The sequence below is a fragment of the Antarcticibacterium flavum genome (assembly GCF_006159205.1).
GTDB classification, from domain to species: Bacteria; Bacteroidota; Bacteroidia; order Flavobacteriales; family Flavobacteriaceae; genus Gillisia; species Gillisia flava.
Map to the genome: position 1 here is coordinate 257,251 of NZ_CP040812.1, position 14,746 is coordinate 271,996.

General features: G+C 43.0%; 11 protein-coding genes and 1 pseudogene. 4 read left to right on the forward strand and 8 right to left on the reverse strand.

Annotated features, from left to right (window positions below; all coding sequences use genetic code 11):
• The first annotated feature begins 37 nt into the window (after positions 1-37).
• From FHG64_RS01150 to FHG64_RS01160, 3 genes and pseudogenes are all read left to right on the forward strand, one after another.
• Positions 38-2,977 (forward strand): FAD-binding and (Fe-S)-binding domain-containing protein, encoded by a 2,940-nt coding sequence (locus FHG64_RS01150; protein ID WP_139064691.1) that lies wholly within the window; start codon positions 38-40, stop codon positions 2,975-2,977.
• A gap of 88 nt (positions 2,978-3,065) precedes the next feature.
• Positions 3,066-4,130 carry a chorismate synthase gene (gene aroC / locus FHG64_RS01155; protein WP_139067857.1) on the forward strand — a complete coding sequence of 355 codons (1,065 nt, stop codon included), beginning with the start codon at positions 3,066-3,068 and terminating at the stop codon, positions 4,128-4,130.
• 18 nt (positions 4,131-4,148) lie between these two features.
• Positions 4,149-5,497: pseudogene (locus tag FHG64_RS01160) on the forward strand (dicarboxylate/amino acid:cation symporter).
• Here the strand turns inward: FHG64_RS01160 and FHG64_RS01165 are convergent.
• Both FHG64_RS01165 and FHG64_RS01170 read right to left on the reverse strand, forming a co-directional pair.
• Positions 5,481-5,903 carry a thiol-disulfide oxidoreductase DCC family protein gene (locus FHG64_RS01165; RefSeq protein ID WP_139064692.1) on the reverse strand — a complete coding sequence of 141 codons (423 nt, stop codon included), beginning with the start codon at positions 5,901-5,903 and terminating at the stop codon, positions 5,481-5,483. The pseudogene FHG64_RS01160 and the gene FHG64_RS01165 sit on opposite strands and share 17 nt — an antisense overlap.
• 58 nt (positions 5,904-5,961) lie before the next feature.
• Complete coding sequence (locus FHG64_RS01170) at positions 5,962-8,145, reverse strand: endonuclease MutS2 (RefSeq protein ID WP_139064693.1); 2,184 nt, start codon at positions 8,143-8,145, stop codon at positions 5,962-5,964.
• A gap of 48 nt (positions 8,146-8,193) precedes the next feature.
• Between FHG64_RS01170 and ung the strand changes: the two genes are divergently transcribed.
• Positions 8,194-8,859, forward strand: coding sequence for a uracil-DNA glycosylase (gene ung / locus FHG64_RS01175; protein WP_139064694.1), 666 nt, complete (start codon positions 8,194-8,196; stop codon positions 8,857-8,859).
• On the opposite strand, the gene FHG64_RS01180 is transcribed toward ung, so the two are convergent.
• From FHG64_RS01180 to FHG64_RS01205, 6 genes are all read right to left on the reverse strand, one after another.
• Complete coding sequence (locus FHG64_RS01180) at positions 8,860-9,432, reverse strand: hypothetical protein (RefSeq protein WP_139064695.1); 573 nt, start codon at positions 9,430-9,432, stop codon at positions 8,860-8,862.
• 91 nt (positions 9,433-9,523) lie between these two features.
• Positions 9,524-10,390: a substrate-binding domain-containing protein gene (locus FHG64_RS01185; protein ID WP_139064696.1), complete on the reverse strand. Its 867-nt coding sequence runs from the start codon at positions 10,388-10,390 to the stop codon at positions 9,524-9,526.
• Between the two features lie 70 nt (positions 10,391-10,460).
• A complete protein-coding gene (ppk1, locus tag FHG64_RS01190) occupies positions 10,461-12,506 on the reverse strand; it encodes a polyphosphate kinase 1 (protein ID WP_139064697.1) in 2,046 nt (681 codons plus the stop codon).
• Between the two features lie 70 nt (positions 12,507-12,576).
• The gene (locus tag FHG64_RS01195) at positions 12,577-13,443 is read right to left on the reverse strand and encodes a nucleoside phosphorylase (protein WP_139064698.1); all 867 of its coding nucleotides are present in this window, start codon (positions 13,441-13,443) and stop codon (positions 12,577-12,579) included.
• 1 nt (position 13,444) lies between these two features.
• Positions 13,445-14,374, reverse strand: coding sequence for a DUF1835 domain-containing protein (locus FHG64_RS01200; protein WP_139064699.1), 930 nt, complete (start codon positions 14,372-14,374; stop codon positions 13,445-13,447).
• 18 nt (positions 14,375-14,392) lie between these two features.
• Positions 14,393-14,746 (reverse strand): translation initiation factor, encoded by a 354-nt coding sequence (locus FHG64_RS01205; protein WP_139064700.1) that lies wholly within the window; start codon positions 14,744-14,746, stop codon positions 14,393-14,395.

The window sequence follows — 14,746 nt, forward strand, 5'->3', positions numbered from 1 at the left end:
AGTGGGGAACTCAAATTATACGTAATTTTAGGCCTTTATGAAGAACTCTCTTAAAAAATTAGCAGAAGCAGTAGACGGGGAATTTCACGTAGATGACTTATATAAAAGCATTTATGCGACAGATGCTTCAGTATACCGGGAGAAACCTATTGCCGTTTGCTTCCCAAAACATGTGCAGGACCTTAAAACCCTTATAGAATTTGCAGCACAGCATCAAATAGGCCTGATTCCACGTACAGCAGGTACTTCCCTGGCCGGGCAATGCGTTGGCAGCGGTATTGTTGTAGATGTTTCCAGGTACTTCAATAGAGTGCTTCATATAGATCCGGTACAAAGAATAGCTGTTGTGCAACCAGGGGTTATACGCGATGACCTAAACCGGCAACTGGCGCACCACGGCCTCTTCTTTGGCCCGAACACTTCGACTTCCAACCGGTGTATGATAGGAGGGATGGCAGGAAATAATTCCAGTGGTACTACTTCTATTAGATACGGTACCACCCGTGATAAGCTTATTTCCATGAAAACCTTATTGAGTGACGGCAGCGAAGTGAATTTTGGAGAAATGACTGCTGAAGAATTTATGCTTAAACGGGAACAGCAGGATCTGGAAGGAAATATTTACAGGCAGTTATTTGAAATTCTTTCCCCTGCTGAAGTGCAGCTGGAGATACTCGATAAGTTTCCAGATCCTGCCATACATCGAAGGAACACAGGTTATGCCGTTGATGAGATCATCACTACAAATATTTTCAACCCTTCTGGCCCAGCTGTAAATATGTGCAGATTATTATCTGGGAGTGAAGGCACCCTGGCATTCACCACAGAGCTTACCCTGCAGCTCGATAAACTCCCGCCGAAATATACGGCAATGGTAGCCGCTCATTTTACCACCATTGAAAGTTGTATGCTGGCAGTGGCTCCATCTATGGAAAGTCCTCTTTATACCTGCGAAATGATGGATAAAGTTATCCTGGACTGTACAAAACAAAATCTAATGTACAGGGAGAACAGGTTCTTCATTGAAGGGGACCCCAAAGCGATCCTTATGCTGGAGTTACGGTCCGCCAGCCAGGAAGACCTGCAGGAACAGCTACAAGTGCTTTTAAAAAGGCTGGAAGGCACCGGCCTGGCCTATGCCTGCCCGGTGCTTATGGATGAACAAATAGATCTCGCTCTGGAGTTAAGAAAAGCAGGTTTAGGTCTTTTAGGAAATATGGTTGGAGACCGTAAAGCGGTTGCCTGTATAGAGGATACAGCTGTTGCACTACCAAATCTCGCCAATTATATTCTTGAATTCACAAAGATTATGGCCGGCTATGGACAGGATGCCGTTTACTATGCCCATGCAGGTGCCGGAGAACTACATCTAAGGCCAATTTTGGATCTGAAGAAAAAAGAGGACGTACTGCTTTTTCGAAAAATTACCGAAGATGTGGCCCAGCTGGTAAAGAAATATAGAGGATCCCTTAGCGGAGAGCATGGTGATGGCCGCCTGCGGGCAGAGTTCATAGAATTCATGATTGGCCCAAAGAATTACAGGCTTTTAAAGGAGGTGAAAAAAACCTTTGATCCGCACAATATTTTCAATCCGGGCAAGATAGTAGATGCAGCACCTATGGATACTTCTCTTAGGTATGCACCCGGAAGAATAGAACCTGCTATCACCACTTTAATGAATTTTGATGATTCTGAAGGGATACTGCGCCTGGCTGAAAAATGCAACGGAAGTGGGGACTGTCGTAAATCTGTTGAAGCCGGCGGTACCATGTGTCCCAGCTACCGGGCAACAAAGGATGAAAAGGATACCACACGGGCCAGGGCCAATGCCTTGAGAGAGTTCCTTACCAACAGTGAGAAGCCCAATAAATTTGATCATGAAGAACTCAAAGAAGTACTTGATCTATGCATTAGTTGCAAAGGATGTAAAAGCGAATGTCCCTCCAATGTAGATATGGCAGCATTGAAGGCTGAGTTCCAGTACCAGTATCAAAAGGCTAACGGTAAGTCCTTGCGTAGCCGCGCCTTTGTTGGTAATGCGGGCATTAACAGCCTTGCCTCAAATGCTCCCGAAGTAGCAAATTTCTTCTTCAGTAATATACTCACATCTACCCTGGCAAAAAAAGCTATGGGAATTGCCAGGGAACGTTCCCTTCCTTTGGTTTCAAAACAAAGTTTATCCAAATACCATAAAAAACACCGCCAACGGCTGGCGGTAAAGGAGCCTGTAAAAACGGTTTACCTTTTCAATGATGAATTTACGAATTACCAAGATACTGCTATAGGGATTGATGCCCTGGAATTATTGTCAACCCTGGGATATCAGGTAAATATATTGCAGAACAAAGAAAGCGGGAGGAGCCATATTTCCAAAGGTTTCCTTGAGGAAGCAAAGGAACTCGCCAACAGGAACATTGAGCTTTTCAAGGATAAGATAACGGCAGAGACTCCTTTGATAGGCATAGAACCATCTGCCATCCTTGGATTTCGGGATGAATATTTACGCCTGGCCAATGACCTAACTGCTGCAGAGGATATATCCAGGAATACCTTTCTCATAGAAGAATTCCTGAAGAAGGAAATGGCCCTTGGAAATATCATCCAGGATTCTTTTACTTCTGAAGAAAGAGAAGTGAAAATACATGTACACTGTCATCAGAAAGCAATGTCAAATTCGGCAGTGACCTTTGATGTTCTTAATTTTCCGAAGAATTACAAGGTTAGACTTATATCTTCCGGCTGCTGTGGAATGGCAGGTTCATTTGGTTATGAAGCCGAACATTATGAGGTAAGCATGAAAATTGGGGAGCAAAGCTTGTTTCCCGCAGTACGAAATACACCGCAAAATACCATTGTGGCTGCCAACGGGACCAGCTGCAGGCACCAAATCCTTGATGGGACAGGGAGGACTGCCAAACATCCCGTTACGGTATTAAGGGAAGCACTGCACTTCGAAAATGCTAAAGAGGACCAATAAATACTACTGCTGAAGATCCTTCCCATAAAACCGGGAATAGATTTTCAAATATGTACGTAAAAAATTACATTTGTTCAAAATCAACTATATGGCCGGAAATTCCTTTGGGACGCTCTTTAAACTTACAACATTCGGGGAATCACACGGCACTGCCATTGGAGGTGTAATAGATGGCTGTCCTGCAGGGATTGAGCTGGACCTGGAAAGAGTACAGGAGGAGCTGGATAAACGCCGCCCGGGCCAGTCGGCAATCGTTACCCAACGCAAGGAACCCGATATGGTAGAATTCCTTTCTGGAATTTTTGAAGGTAAAAGTACCGGCACCCCAATTGGTTTCATAATCAGGAATTCAAATCAAAAATCAAAGGATTATTCCCATATCAAAGATACCTACAGGCCTTCGCATGCAGATTATACCTATGATGAGAAATACGGGGTGAGGGATTATCGCGGCGGGGGACGATCTTCTGCCCGTGAGACCGCCTGCAGGGTAGTGGGTGGTGCAATTGCAAAGCAGGTGATCCCACAAATAGCCTTTACAACCTATACGGCTTCAGTGGGAAAGATAAGCCTGGAGAAAGGGCCGGAAGAACTGGATTTTAGTCTGATAGAATCTAATCCTGTAAGATGTCCAGATCCTGCTTCCGCAGAAAAAATGGAAGCTTATATCAGGGAAATTCGGGCAGAAGGAGACACAGTAGGAGGAACGGTGCAGTGTGTGATCAAAGATGTTCCTAAAGGCCTGGGAGAGCCGGTATTTGATAAATTACATGCCCAGCTTGGAAAGGCAATGCTCTCAATTAATGCCGTAAAAGGCTTTGAATTTGGAAGCGGTTTCGAGGGAACCAGGATGAAAGGAAGTGAACACAACGACAAATTCAATCCAGATGGCAGTACCACGACCAATCTAAGCGGTGGCGTGCAGGGTGGGATCTCAAATGGAATGGATATTTACTTTCGGGTCGCATTTAAACCGGTTGCAACTATAATGCAAAAACAAAATACTATAAACTCCAAAGGAGAGGAAGTGGAAATGCAGGGTAAAGGCAGGCACGATCCCTGTGTGGTGCCAAGAGCTGTTCCCATTGTGGAAGCCATGGCAGCCCTTGTAATTGCCGATTTCTTCCTGCTTAATAAAATATCAAAAATCTAAAGTTGAAATATCTTTAAAATGAAAAAATTAGCGCTGCACTGGCAGATATTACTGGGGATGGCCGCAGGGGTTATCTTTGCACTTCTACTTTCCAATTTTGACTGGGGGGCAGGTTTTATAAGTGACTGGATAAAACCTTTTGGAAACATCTTTATAAATGCCCTTAAATTGATCGCAGTGCCGCTTATATTGGCTTCTTTGGTTAAAGGGATCTCAGACCTTAAGGATATTTCGAAGCTTTCCAAAATGGGAACCCGTACCATTGTAACATACATTCTTACAACGGTAGTGGCAGTTTCCATAGGATTGGGAATGGTAAATTTAATTCAACCGGGGGCACCATTACAGATGAGACCCGGGAAGACCTGCTTACAAGTTACGCGGGGGATGCCTCTACCAGGATAGAAGATGCGGCAAGACAAAAGGAGTCGGGGCCATTGCAGGCCCTGGAAGATATTGTCCCTTCCAACATTTTTGCAGCTGCAAGTGATAATGGAAATATGCTGCAGGTAATTTTCTTTGCCATATTTTTTGGACTTGGGCTTATCCTTATTCCCGAAAAATCTGCCAAACCGGTAAAAGACTTTTTTGATGGATTTAATGATGTGATCCTTAAGTTGATAGACCTTATCATGTTAACTGCTCCTTACGGTGTTTTCGCCCTGTTGGCAGCCCTTGTTGTGGAGTCACCCAGCACAGATCTTTTTGCCGCCCTTGGAATGTACGGCCTTACCGTTTTAATTGGACTTGCCTTAATGATAGGGTTCTATGTGATGCTGGTTTGGATCTTTACAAAAAATACCCCTGCATTTTTCATCAATGGGATCGCCCCTGCACAGTTACTTGGTTTTTCCACAAGTTCAAGTGCTGCGACTTTACCGGTGACAATGGAAAGGGTAGAGGAGCATATGGGTGTACATAAAGAGGTAGCGAGTTTTGTACTGCCAATTGGTGCCACAATTAACATGGATGGTACGAGTCTTTACCAGGCTGTGGCAGCTGTATTTATTGCGCAGGCCTTTGGAATGGATCTTTCTTTTGGCGCCCAGCTTGGGATCATTGCCACGGCGACGCTGGCCTCTATAGGATCTGCCGCAGTACCGGGAGCAGGGATGGTAATGCTGGTTATCGTACTTGCCCAGGCAGGGATACCTGAAGCAGGACTCGCATTGATCTTCGCTGTAGACCGGCCACTGGATATGTGCAGGACCATGGTAAACATTACCGGCGATGCCGCGGTGTCCATGCTTGTGGCAAAATCTGTAGATAAACTAGGCCCTCCAAATGTGGTGGAATGGGATGATAACTATCCTGCCGGAAAAGAAAAGGAGCCGGAAAAAGTCAAAGAATCTAGTCGAGAAATTTAGCTTTAAGTTCGGGAGTGGGGATCATACAATTGTCCTTTTTCCCGAACCATTTATACCTGTTTTTCGCAACCAGGTTGTAGATGCTGTCCCTAAAACCTTCAGGCAGGACAGAAAAATAGCTTAAAAACGAATATCCTCCAGAGAGATCTTTGGAAACCTCCAGGGCCGCGGTAGATCTTTGGTAATATGCCACCCCCGGCTCAATGAGCAAAAATGAATTCATAGCTTCCTCCACATCTATTCCTCTTTCAGCCGTTAGCTGCTGGCCAATCTCACTTTGAAGAGAGGCAAACAGGAAGATATCCTTTTTATCCCGCTCTATGATAAAATTTACCGCGTTGTTGCATAGGTTACAAACCCCGTCAAAGAGGATGATCTTCTTACCTTTTGGAATTCTTTCAGTCATAATTATAAGTAGCTATTGATTTGCGCAGGAATGCTATGAGCTAATAACTGCAGCTTAATTATTTTTTCTTTGCCTGTACAAGTTCCAACTGGTCCAGGGAAACACTGGTGGTAAACATTCCATAATTCACTGTGGCCTTACCTTTTTCAATGGTGTCTATAGATCCCACGGCTTTTCCGTTTTCCAGTCTAACCCTGTCGCCAACTTTAAGAATGGCTTTTGGTTTGTTCGCCTCTTTTTGTTTTTCAACCTCTACCTTCTTTTTCTCTTCCTTCTTACGCTGTCTTATTTCCTCTACCTTTTTTTCAGCTTCCTGCAGCACCTTTTTCTCCTTCGCCTTTTTTACCTGTTTCTCTTTGGATGTTTCTTTCTTACGCTTTGAATTCTCTATCTCCACGATCTTCAGGAATTCTCCAAGGAGTTCCTTTTTCTTTTTATTGCTGAAATATTTCTCGCTAAGGTCATTTATCTTTTGCCCCAGGTAGATCAAACGTTGATTGCTGTCATAAAGCTCCTGGTAGCTCTCCAGCTTTTGCTGTACCCTGGAATTGATCTCCTCCAGCCTGTCCTTTTCTTTTGCGGCGTTAAGCTCTTTTGTCTTCAGGGAATCTGTTGTTTTCTGAAGTTTACTGCGCTCCTTTTGGAGATTGGCTATACTCTTATCAAATCTTATTTTTCCACGTTCCACCTTCTTTTTGGACCTGTTTATAAGGCTGTATGGAATGCCATTCTTTTGGGCTACCTCAAAGGTGAATGAACTTCCTGCTTCCCCAAGCTGCAGCCGGAATAACGGCTCCAGCGTGCGGGAGTCAAACATCATATTGGCATTGGTCATATTAGGCAGCTCGTTTGCCAGCATCTTCAAATTGGTGTAGTGAGTGGTTAGGATACCGAAAGATTCCCGTTCATAAAAAACCTCCAGAAAAGTTTCAGCCAGGGCACCTCCCAATTCAGGATCACTACCTGTTCCAAATTCATCTATAAGGAAGAGGGTCTTGTCATCACACTTCCGCAGGAAATAATTCATATTCTTAAGCCTGTAGCTATAAGTACTAAGATGATTCTCTATGGACTGGTTATCGCCAATATCGGTTAGGATCCGGGTAAACAGGCACATCCGGCTGTATTCATGCACCGGGAGGAGGATCCCACTTTGCAGCATTACCTGCAGCAGGCCAACCGTCTTAAGGGTGATGCTCTTTCCGCCGGCATTGGGCCCGGAGATCACAATGATCCTGTTATCTTTTTTTAGCTCGATACTTTGAGGGAAGGTTTTTTCTCCTTTTCGATTATTGGATCTTAGCAGGATAGGGTGGTAGGCATCCTTTAAGTGCAATTCCCTGTCCTTAGTGATCTTTGGCAGCAAACCGTTGATCTCACGGGCATATTTTGCCTTGGCAGAGATCACATCTATCTCACTAAGTAACTCCTGGTAATCCTGGAGTAACTCCCGGTAGGGTCGTATGAAATTGGTAAGTTCCTTTAGGATCCTGTTTATTTCTTCCTTTTCTTCATATTCGAGGTTGTTCAGCTCCCGGGTATGCATCATAGTGGCTTCCGGCTGTATATAAACTATGCTGCCCGTTTTGGAATTTCCAAGAATGCTTCCCTTTACTTTTTTCCTGTGCATCGCCGAGACTGCCAGGACACGCACATTCTCTACCACACTTTCCCTTATCTCGTCCAGATAACCGTATTGGTTATAACGGGAAAGGGCAGCTGTAAAACTGGAATTGATCTTTCCTTTAACCGCATTCATTGCCCGGCGGGTTTGTTGTAGCAGAGGAGAGGCTTCATCTTTTATTTCTCCAAACCGGTTAATTATTTCGCCTGTTTTATCTGTGATAGCTTTGGTATATTCTACCTCTGCTGTTGTCTCGTGAAGCGCAGGGTATAATTCACTGAATTTATTGAAGAATTTTATCTGGGTATTTGCTGTATTTGATATTGCAGCTATTTTCCTGAAGCTTGCAAGTTCTAAAACCACTTCTTCTATCCCCAGCATTTTTATCTCCCTGTCTATGCTATCAAATCCATGATTGGGGATGGCACTGTCCTGCTGCCATGATTTCACATATTCATTTGTTTGGTTTAAACCAAACATGGTCTTTTTCCCAGTGGAATAGGGGGTGATATTCAATGCCTTTTCATTTCCCAGGGAGGTAATGCAAAACTGGCTAATTTGTTCACATACCGTAGGAAATTCAAGATCAATAAGGGTTTTCTCAGCAATTTTAATCATAGTATTTTTTCCCTAATTTTGGGGTGCTGCAAATTTACTTAAATTATAATGAAGGTCAACATACACCCCAGCTGGATTAACGAACTTGAAACCGAATTCAAGAAACCATACTTCAAAGACCTTATAGAATTCGTAAAGGAGGAGTATGATCAAAATACCTGTTTCCCGGATAGCGATAATATCTTTGAAGCCTTTAACCGGGCAACTTTTGATAGGGTTAAGGTGGTTATCCTGGGCCAGGATCCCTATCACGGCCCTGGCCAGGCACATGGTTTGTGTTTTTCAGTACTTCCAAATGCAAAGCTTCCTCCTTCCTTAAAGAATATCTATAAAGAATTAGAAACAGACTTAGGGAAACCAATACCTGCAACGGGCAACCTTGAACATTGGGCAAACCAAGGGGTGCTTATGCTCAATGCTATTCTAACGGTTCGGGCTCATGAAGCAGGTTCTCATACAAAAAAGGGCTGGGAAGAATTCACAGACAAGGTTATCGAGATCATTTCAGCAAAAAAAGAAAATGTGGTTTTTTTATTATGGGGAGGCCCTGCAAAAAAGAAAGGAGCCAAAATTGACCCCTCTAAACATCTCATTCTTACCAGCGGGCATCCTTCTCCTTTAAGCGCCATAAGGGGGTATTGGTTTGGCAACAGGCACTTTTCCATCACCAATAATTACCTTGTTGAGAACGGTAAGGAACCTATAGACTGGTAATTAAAACCTGAAGCCCAGGTTTACATTGAATTGCCCAATGATAGTAGGCGAATTGTTACTAAAAAGATTACGACCAATCCCTGTACTAAGGTCCAGAAAAAACCCCTGCCTGGAGACAAATTTACCTCCAAGGCCAAAACCCAGGGCGAAATCTGTATAATCTTCGGTTTCATATTCATACCAGCCATCTGGTTGCAGCACATCCTTCTCATATTCTCCCGATGATATCATCGCCAGGCCGTTAACGTAGAAACCCCAGGCGGTACGTTCCCCAAAAAAGTATTTATATTTTCCGGTGAGCGAAAAATCCTTGGAATAAGCATCTGCGGCGTCTTCGCTTTCCCTGTCAAGGGCCAGGATAAAAGCCTCTACTGCCCAACTGCTGTTAGGGGTAATAATTCGTTCGTAGGCAACATCCAAAGCACCAAATGCAACAAGATTTAAAGCTCCAATGCTTAATTCATTTTTACCGGTTTCTCTATTGGAAATAGCGTCCTGGTCATTTTGGACCTCCTGGGAAAAAGCTGTAACAATGAAAAAAGAAAGGGCAAGAGTAGTAATTAGTTTCTTCATTTATAGATGTAGTTTATGTTTGATTGATGAATTTTTAATGTAAAGAGCAAAAACCCTTTTGATTTTTATGATCACCCAATTTTCCTGAGTTTTACAAACTATCGGCCTCCAAATTATAAATAAAATCTGAAGCTTTCATCCCTTTCTCAATTAATCCCAATAACTTTAATGTTTCCTGGACCTTTTGGACTTCTTCCTCACTTATTTGCACCTGGCTCCAGGACGTTATTCCCAGCCATTCTTTAATGTCCTCTTCCTTTTGGTCATACCGTTGAGCAACCAATTTCTCCACTCCCGGGACCTCCTTAAAGCTTACCGATTTAGAATTAACCACATCCAGCATTTTTGCCAGATCATGTTCATGGGTATGAATGAAATCTTCCCTTGCCGCTACTACAAAACAGGGCCAGGGCGTAGGGCAGTCCCCAACTCGTCTAAAAACACTTTTATCAACCAATGGTTTAGTTGTAAAACGTTCCCACATAAAATACTGTGCACGATCTTGCTCCAAAGCTTTCACCGCACCATCTATGTCTCCTACTATTTCAAAATCCAGGGCTGCCAAATCCCATTTTTGGTCTTTTGCATTTACATAAGCCATAAGTTGCGACCCGCTTCCTTCCCGGCTTATTGCGGCTTTGGTATGCTCCAGCTCCTTTACCTCCTTAAAAGGCGAGGCTGCAGCCACATGGATTCCCCATATAAGTGGTGAAGCAATGTATTTTTGGATGACCTTCACGGGGTTTCCGGCTGTAATATCTTTTATAACACCTTCAGTTAAGATGATGGCAACATCTATTTCATTATTCCTAAGGGCCTTATTCATCGCGCCGGTACCATCTGGAAAATCCCGCCATTCAATTTTTAGCTGCTCGTATTCAAAATCCCCATCTTCAATACACAAATGCCACGGCATATTAAAATGTTCTGGTACGCCTCCAACTCTAATTGTTTTCATATTTCATTGATGTAATTTAATATTATGCATAAGCATAAACCCTAACTAAAAGAAATCCTCCTCAGGCTACTTAATTCTGGTGCTTTTCTTTGAGATATTTATAGATCTCCACCTGGGACCTTATTGATTTTTCGCCTTTTTTACGGGTTACATAAGTGTTGGATTCTTCTTCATCCTGTATGCGAGCTTTTACATTGTCACTAAGCTGTATTTCGAGGATCTCTTTAAATTCCTGGGCGATATCCCTATCCAGGATTGGGGCAATGACCTCGATCCTGCGGTCCAGATTTCGGGTCATAAGATCGGCGCTTCCAAAATAGATCTTCTCATCTCCACCGTTTTCAAAAAGATAAATACGGCCGTGCTCCAGGAATTGGTCTACAATGCTGGTAATATAAATGTTCTCACTCATACCTTTCACCCCCGGGATGAGACAGGTGAAGCCCCTAACTATAAGCCTTATCTTCACCCCGGCATTACTTGCCTTATAAAGCCATTCTATGATCTCTGGGTCTTCCAGGCTATTTAATTTGGCAGTTATGGCGGCCTTTTTTCCTTCCATGGCATTCTCAATTTCCTTCATAACAAGAAGGGTAAACTGGCGGCGTGTGGAGAAAGGAGAAATAAATAACCGTTTTTCCCGGGGAACAATAAGATCTCCTTCCAGCACACTAAAGATCCTGGACATTTCCCTGGTTATGTACTTATCTGCAGTGAAAATCGCGTGATCACAATAGATCCTGGAGGTCTCACTGTTAAAGTTTCCTGTTCCTATATAGGCATAGTTCTTTAATTTCCCTTCTTCCCTGCGTACCACCAACAGGATCTTGGAGTGTACTTTGATCTTGGGATAACTATAAATAACATTGGCTCCCTTTTCTTCAAATTTTCTGCCCCATATAATATTATTCTCCTCGTCAAACCGGGCTTTTGCCTCTACAAATACAGTGACCTTTTTTCCATTTTCAAGAGCCTGCAACAGGCAGTTGGTGAGGTTGGACTCATCTGCCACCCGGTAGAGCGAGATCTTAATAGCTTCAACCCCGGGATCATTTGCAGCCTGCGCCACAAATTTTTCTACATAATCAAAGGACATATAGGGAAAATGTACTGCCTGGTCCTTTTCTGCGATCACTTTAAAGTAATCTTCAGCTTTTTCGAGTACCCTGTGTTTCACAGGCTCAGGTTTTTTAGCGTGGAGCGCAGGGTTATTGGTAGGATCTGGAAAAGCGAAAAAATCGATGAAGTTATGGTATTTCCCACCTGGCATCATATCTATTTTCCCAAGATTAAGAAGTTTCCTTATTTTCTTCTGAATATCCTGTGGCATGCTGGCGTCGTATAGCAGGCGCGTAGGTTGCCCATCTGTACGCTGTGCCAGGGACTCATAGATCTTTTCAGCCAGGACCCCATTGAATTCATCTTCGATATAAAGTTCAGCATCCCGGGAAAGTTTCACTTCATAAATGCCTGTGACCTCCTCATTAGGAAAAAGGCTTTGCATCTCATTCCTAATAATATCATCTAAAAAAGTAATACTATTTTCTTCGATCTCAATAAACCTTCCGCATTCACCAGAGGGGATATTTATAAGGCCCAGTTTTTCTTCATTGCTGAAGGTTACTGCAAAGTAAGGCTTGTTGTTTTCCAAAAAAGGATCCTGTTGGGGAGTTTCAAAGCTGGTGGTCATTACCTCAAGATAAGCTTTTACGTGCTCCTCAAAATAGGTATGTGAGAGCTGTTTTTGTTTCTTGTTATAATGCTCTGAATCCAGCAGGATAATCCCATTCTTTTCCAGTTCGGGAATGATCTCATTATGGTAGATCTCGCCAAATTTGTCCTGCTGAAGTTTCACTGCTTCCAGGATCTCCTTAGTGATCTTGTTTGGTCGCAGGGCAAGTTTCTTTCTAATACTCTTTTCCACCCTCTTTATTTGCCGAAGCTGGGAAACCCGTACCCTAAAATATTCATCCAGATTGGAGGAGAAGATAGCAAGGAATTTTATTCGCTCATATAATGGATTGGATGGATCCCCGGCTTCCTGCAAAACCCGGTCGTTAAAACTGAGCCAGTTAAGGTCCCTGTGCTTATATTCTATGGTATTAGGTGAGATCATAAAAAGAATTATTCCCCAAAAATACTATGTAGCAGCAGGGATTGATTTAATAATGTGTTAAATAAAAATCTTAAGCTACTATAAGATCCAGGGCGGTACGAATAAGCTTATCTACTGTTGCTGCTGGATCCTTACTAAATTCCCCGGTTGCCCGGTTTGCCACTATTGCGTTAAGGGAGACCGTGTGGTGTCCCAGCAATTTTGATAAGCCGTACATGCCTGAAGTTTCCATTTCCATATTGGTGATTTTCCGGTTTTTATAATTGAACCTCTCCATCTTTGAGTTAAGTTCTGGATCCTGTACCGGTAGCCTCAAAACTCTTCCCTGGGGGCCATAGAATCCACAGTTGCTCACAGTCATCCCGCGATAGAAACCTTTGTCAAATCTTGACGCAAGTTCCATGTCACAATCCACTGCATATGGAACCACATGGTTAAATGGGAAATCCAGCTGCTCTTTTAGGGCTTTATTAAGTGCCTTGTCCTGTATATGCTCACTGTCATAGAAGTGTAGCATGGCATCCATTCCAATCCCGGTTTCAGAAACAAGGAAAGAATCTATAGGAATGTCTGGTTGTATGGCACCTGAGGTCCCTATACGTATAATATCCAGGGAGCTGCTCTCCTCTTTGATCCTCCTGGAATTGAAATCAATGTTTACCAGAGCATCGAGTTCATTAAAAACAATATCTATATTATCTGTTCCAATACCCGAGGAAATAACTGTGATCCTTTTCCCCTTGTAGGTGCCGGTGTGGGTATTGAACTCCCTTTTTTGCACCACGTGCTCTATTATGTCAAAATATTTACTTACTGCAGCAACCCTGTCTGGATCTCCAACAGTAATGATCGTATTCGCAATTTGGTGGGGTAAGAGTCTTAAGTGGTAAACGCTTCCATCTGCGTTCTGTATAAATTCTGAAGCCTTTAAGGTCATATTATAATTTTAATATTTTATGGGTAGTGGAGTCATATAAGAAATCATATTTTCTAACTCCGCCCAGATATTCTTCATCTTTAAGATGTTGATAAAAGTTTTTCTCAAAATTTAGGGCTTCAATACCGGCTGGGGTTAGTACCACAATCCCGTTGCGCTCTTCAAAAAACAATTTAAGGTGGTTTATAATCCTCTCCACTTGTAAATCTCCAAAACCAAAATATCCCTGGTATTCAAGAGTGTAGCCAATAAGATGGTGAAAGCTGGTAATGTTATTCTTTTCAATAAGCTTTAGCACATTATGCTCCAGGGAATTGAGCCCCGTCCTGGAATTTGGAAACCTCTCCAGGTGTGCCCTAATGCAGGCAGAGAGGTATTCGAAGTTAGTTTTGGTCTTTATCTGGCCTATGAGCCTTTGGGGATTGTCCCCGTTATACAACTGCCACATAAGGTTTGCCATCTCCAGATCATCCTCGTTCAAAGGAATACGCTGTTCATAATGGTTTTTAAGATTATCCATAGAAAGTTGGGAAAGAGGAGTGAATTCTTTTTCCCCCTTCAGCCTTTTACTGCACACCAGGCTCACCGGAATATTCTTTTTATTTTCCTGCAGGAAACTTATCACTGCAAGCATATTAATATGTGAGAACAGGTCAAATTCAAACCATAACACGATCTCATCATAAGAATTGGAAACTTTAAGCTTATGCAATTCTTCTATAAACTGCCTATTATAATCTTCAGCGGTAATTTGGTAGTGCTTATATAGAAAACCGGTTCTTAGCTTCAGAAACTCGTCTGTATCCAGTTCATAGCTTGTGGGCCCTTCGCAAAGCATCTCCCGCCAAACCACAATATCACCGGGAATTTCAAGTTCCAGGAAATTGTGGTGAAGGTCATCACCATTGATGATATGAAGTTGCTCTGCCATAACTAAGGATGATGGAAGTTAACCTCCCACACGTTTTACTTTATAACCGTCATTTATTAAAAGCTGCATCACCTTTTCGCGAACATCCCCCTGTATGATGATCTCCCCGTCTTTAACCGAGCCGCCAACACCACATTTCTTCTTCAGGTCTTTACCCAGTTTTTGCAGGTCCTCCTCATTACCTTCAAAGCCTTTGATAACCGTTACGGTTTTCCCGCCGCGGCCTTTGGAACTAAAATGTGCTTCCAGGCGTTGTTCCCCGGGAGGAGGGGTTTGAATTTCCTCCCCGGGATCATTTTCTGGATTAAAGTTGTTGTTGGTGGAAAACACAAGCCCGCCCAGGTCTTCCAGTCCCAGTTTCTTCCTGCCCAT

What these genes read in the sequence shown, in the direction of transcription:
- ung (WP_139064694.1), top strand. Translation starts at nt 8,194, where the DNA reads ATGAAGGTCAACATACACCCCAGCTGGATTAACGAACTTGAAACCGAA.
- ppk1 (WP_139064697.1), bottom strand. Translation starts at nt 12,506, where the DNA reads ATGATCTCACCTAATACCATAGAATATAAGCACAGGGACCTTAACTGG.
- FHG64_RS01165 (WP_139064692.1), bottom strand. Translation starts at nt 5,903, where the DNA reads ATGACTGAAAGAATTCCAAAAGGTAAGAAGATCATCCTCTTTGACGGG.
- FHG64_RS01150 (WP_139064691.1), top strand. Translation starts at nt 38, where the DNA reads ATGAAGAACTCTCTTAAAAAATTAGCAGAAGCAGTAGACGGGGAATTT.
- FHG64_RS01205 (WP_139064700.1), bottom strand. Translation starts at nt 14,746, where the DNA reads ATGGGCAGGAAGAAACTGGGACTGGAAGACCTGGGCGGGCTTGTGTTT.
- aroC (WP_139067857.1), top strand. Translation starts at nt 3,066, where the DNA reads ATGGCCGGAAATTCCTTTGGGACGCTCTTTAAACTTACAACATTCGGG.
- FHG64_RS01195 (WP_139064698.1), bottom strand. Translation starts at nt 13,443, where the DNA reads ATGACCTTAAAGGCTTCAGAATTTATACAGAACGCAGATGGAAGCGTT.
- FHG64_RS01200 (WP_139064699.1), bottom strand. Translation starts at nt 14,374, where the DNA reads ATGGCAGAGCAACTTCATATCATCAATGGTGATGACCTTCACCACAAT.
- FHG64_RS01170 (WP_139064693.1), bottom strand. Translation starts at nt 8,145, where the DNA reads ATGATTAAAATTGCTGAGAAAACCCTTATTGATCTTGAATTTCCTACG.
- FHG64_RS01185 (WP_139064696.1), bottom strand. Translation starts at nt 10,390, where the DNA reads ATGAAAACAATTAGAGTTGGAGGCGTACCAGAACATTTTAATATGCCG.
- FHG64_RS01180 (WP_139064695.1), bottom strand. Translation starts at nt 9,432, where the DNA reads ATGAAGAAACTAATTACTACTCTTGCCCTTTCTTTTTTCATTGTTACA.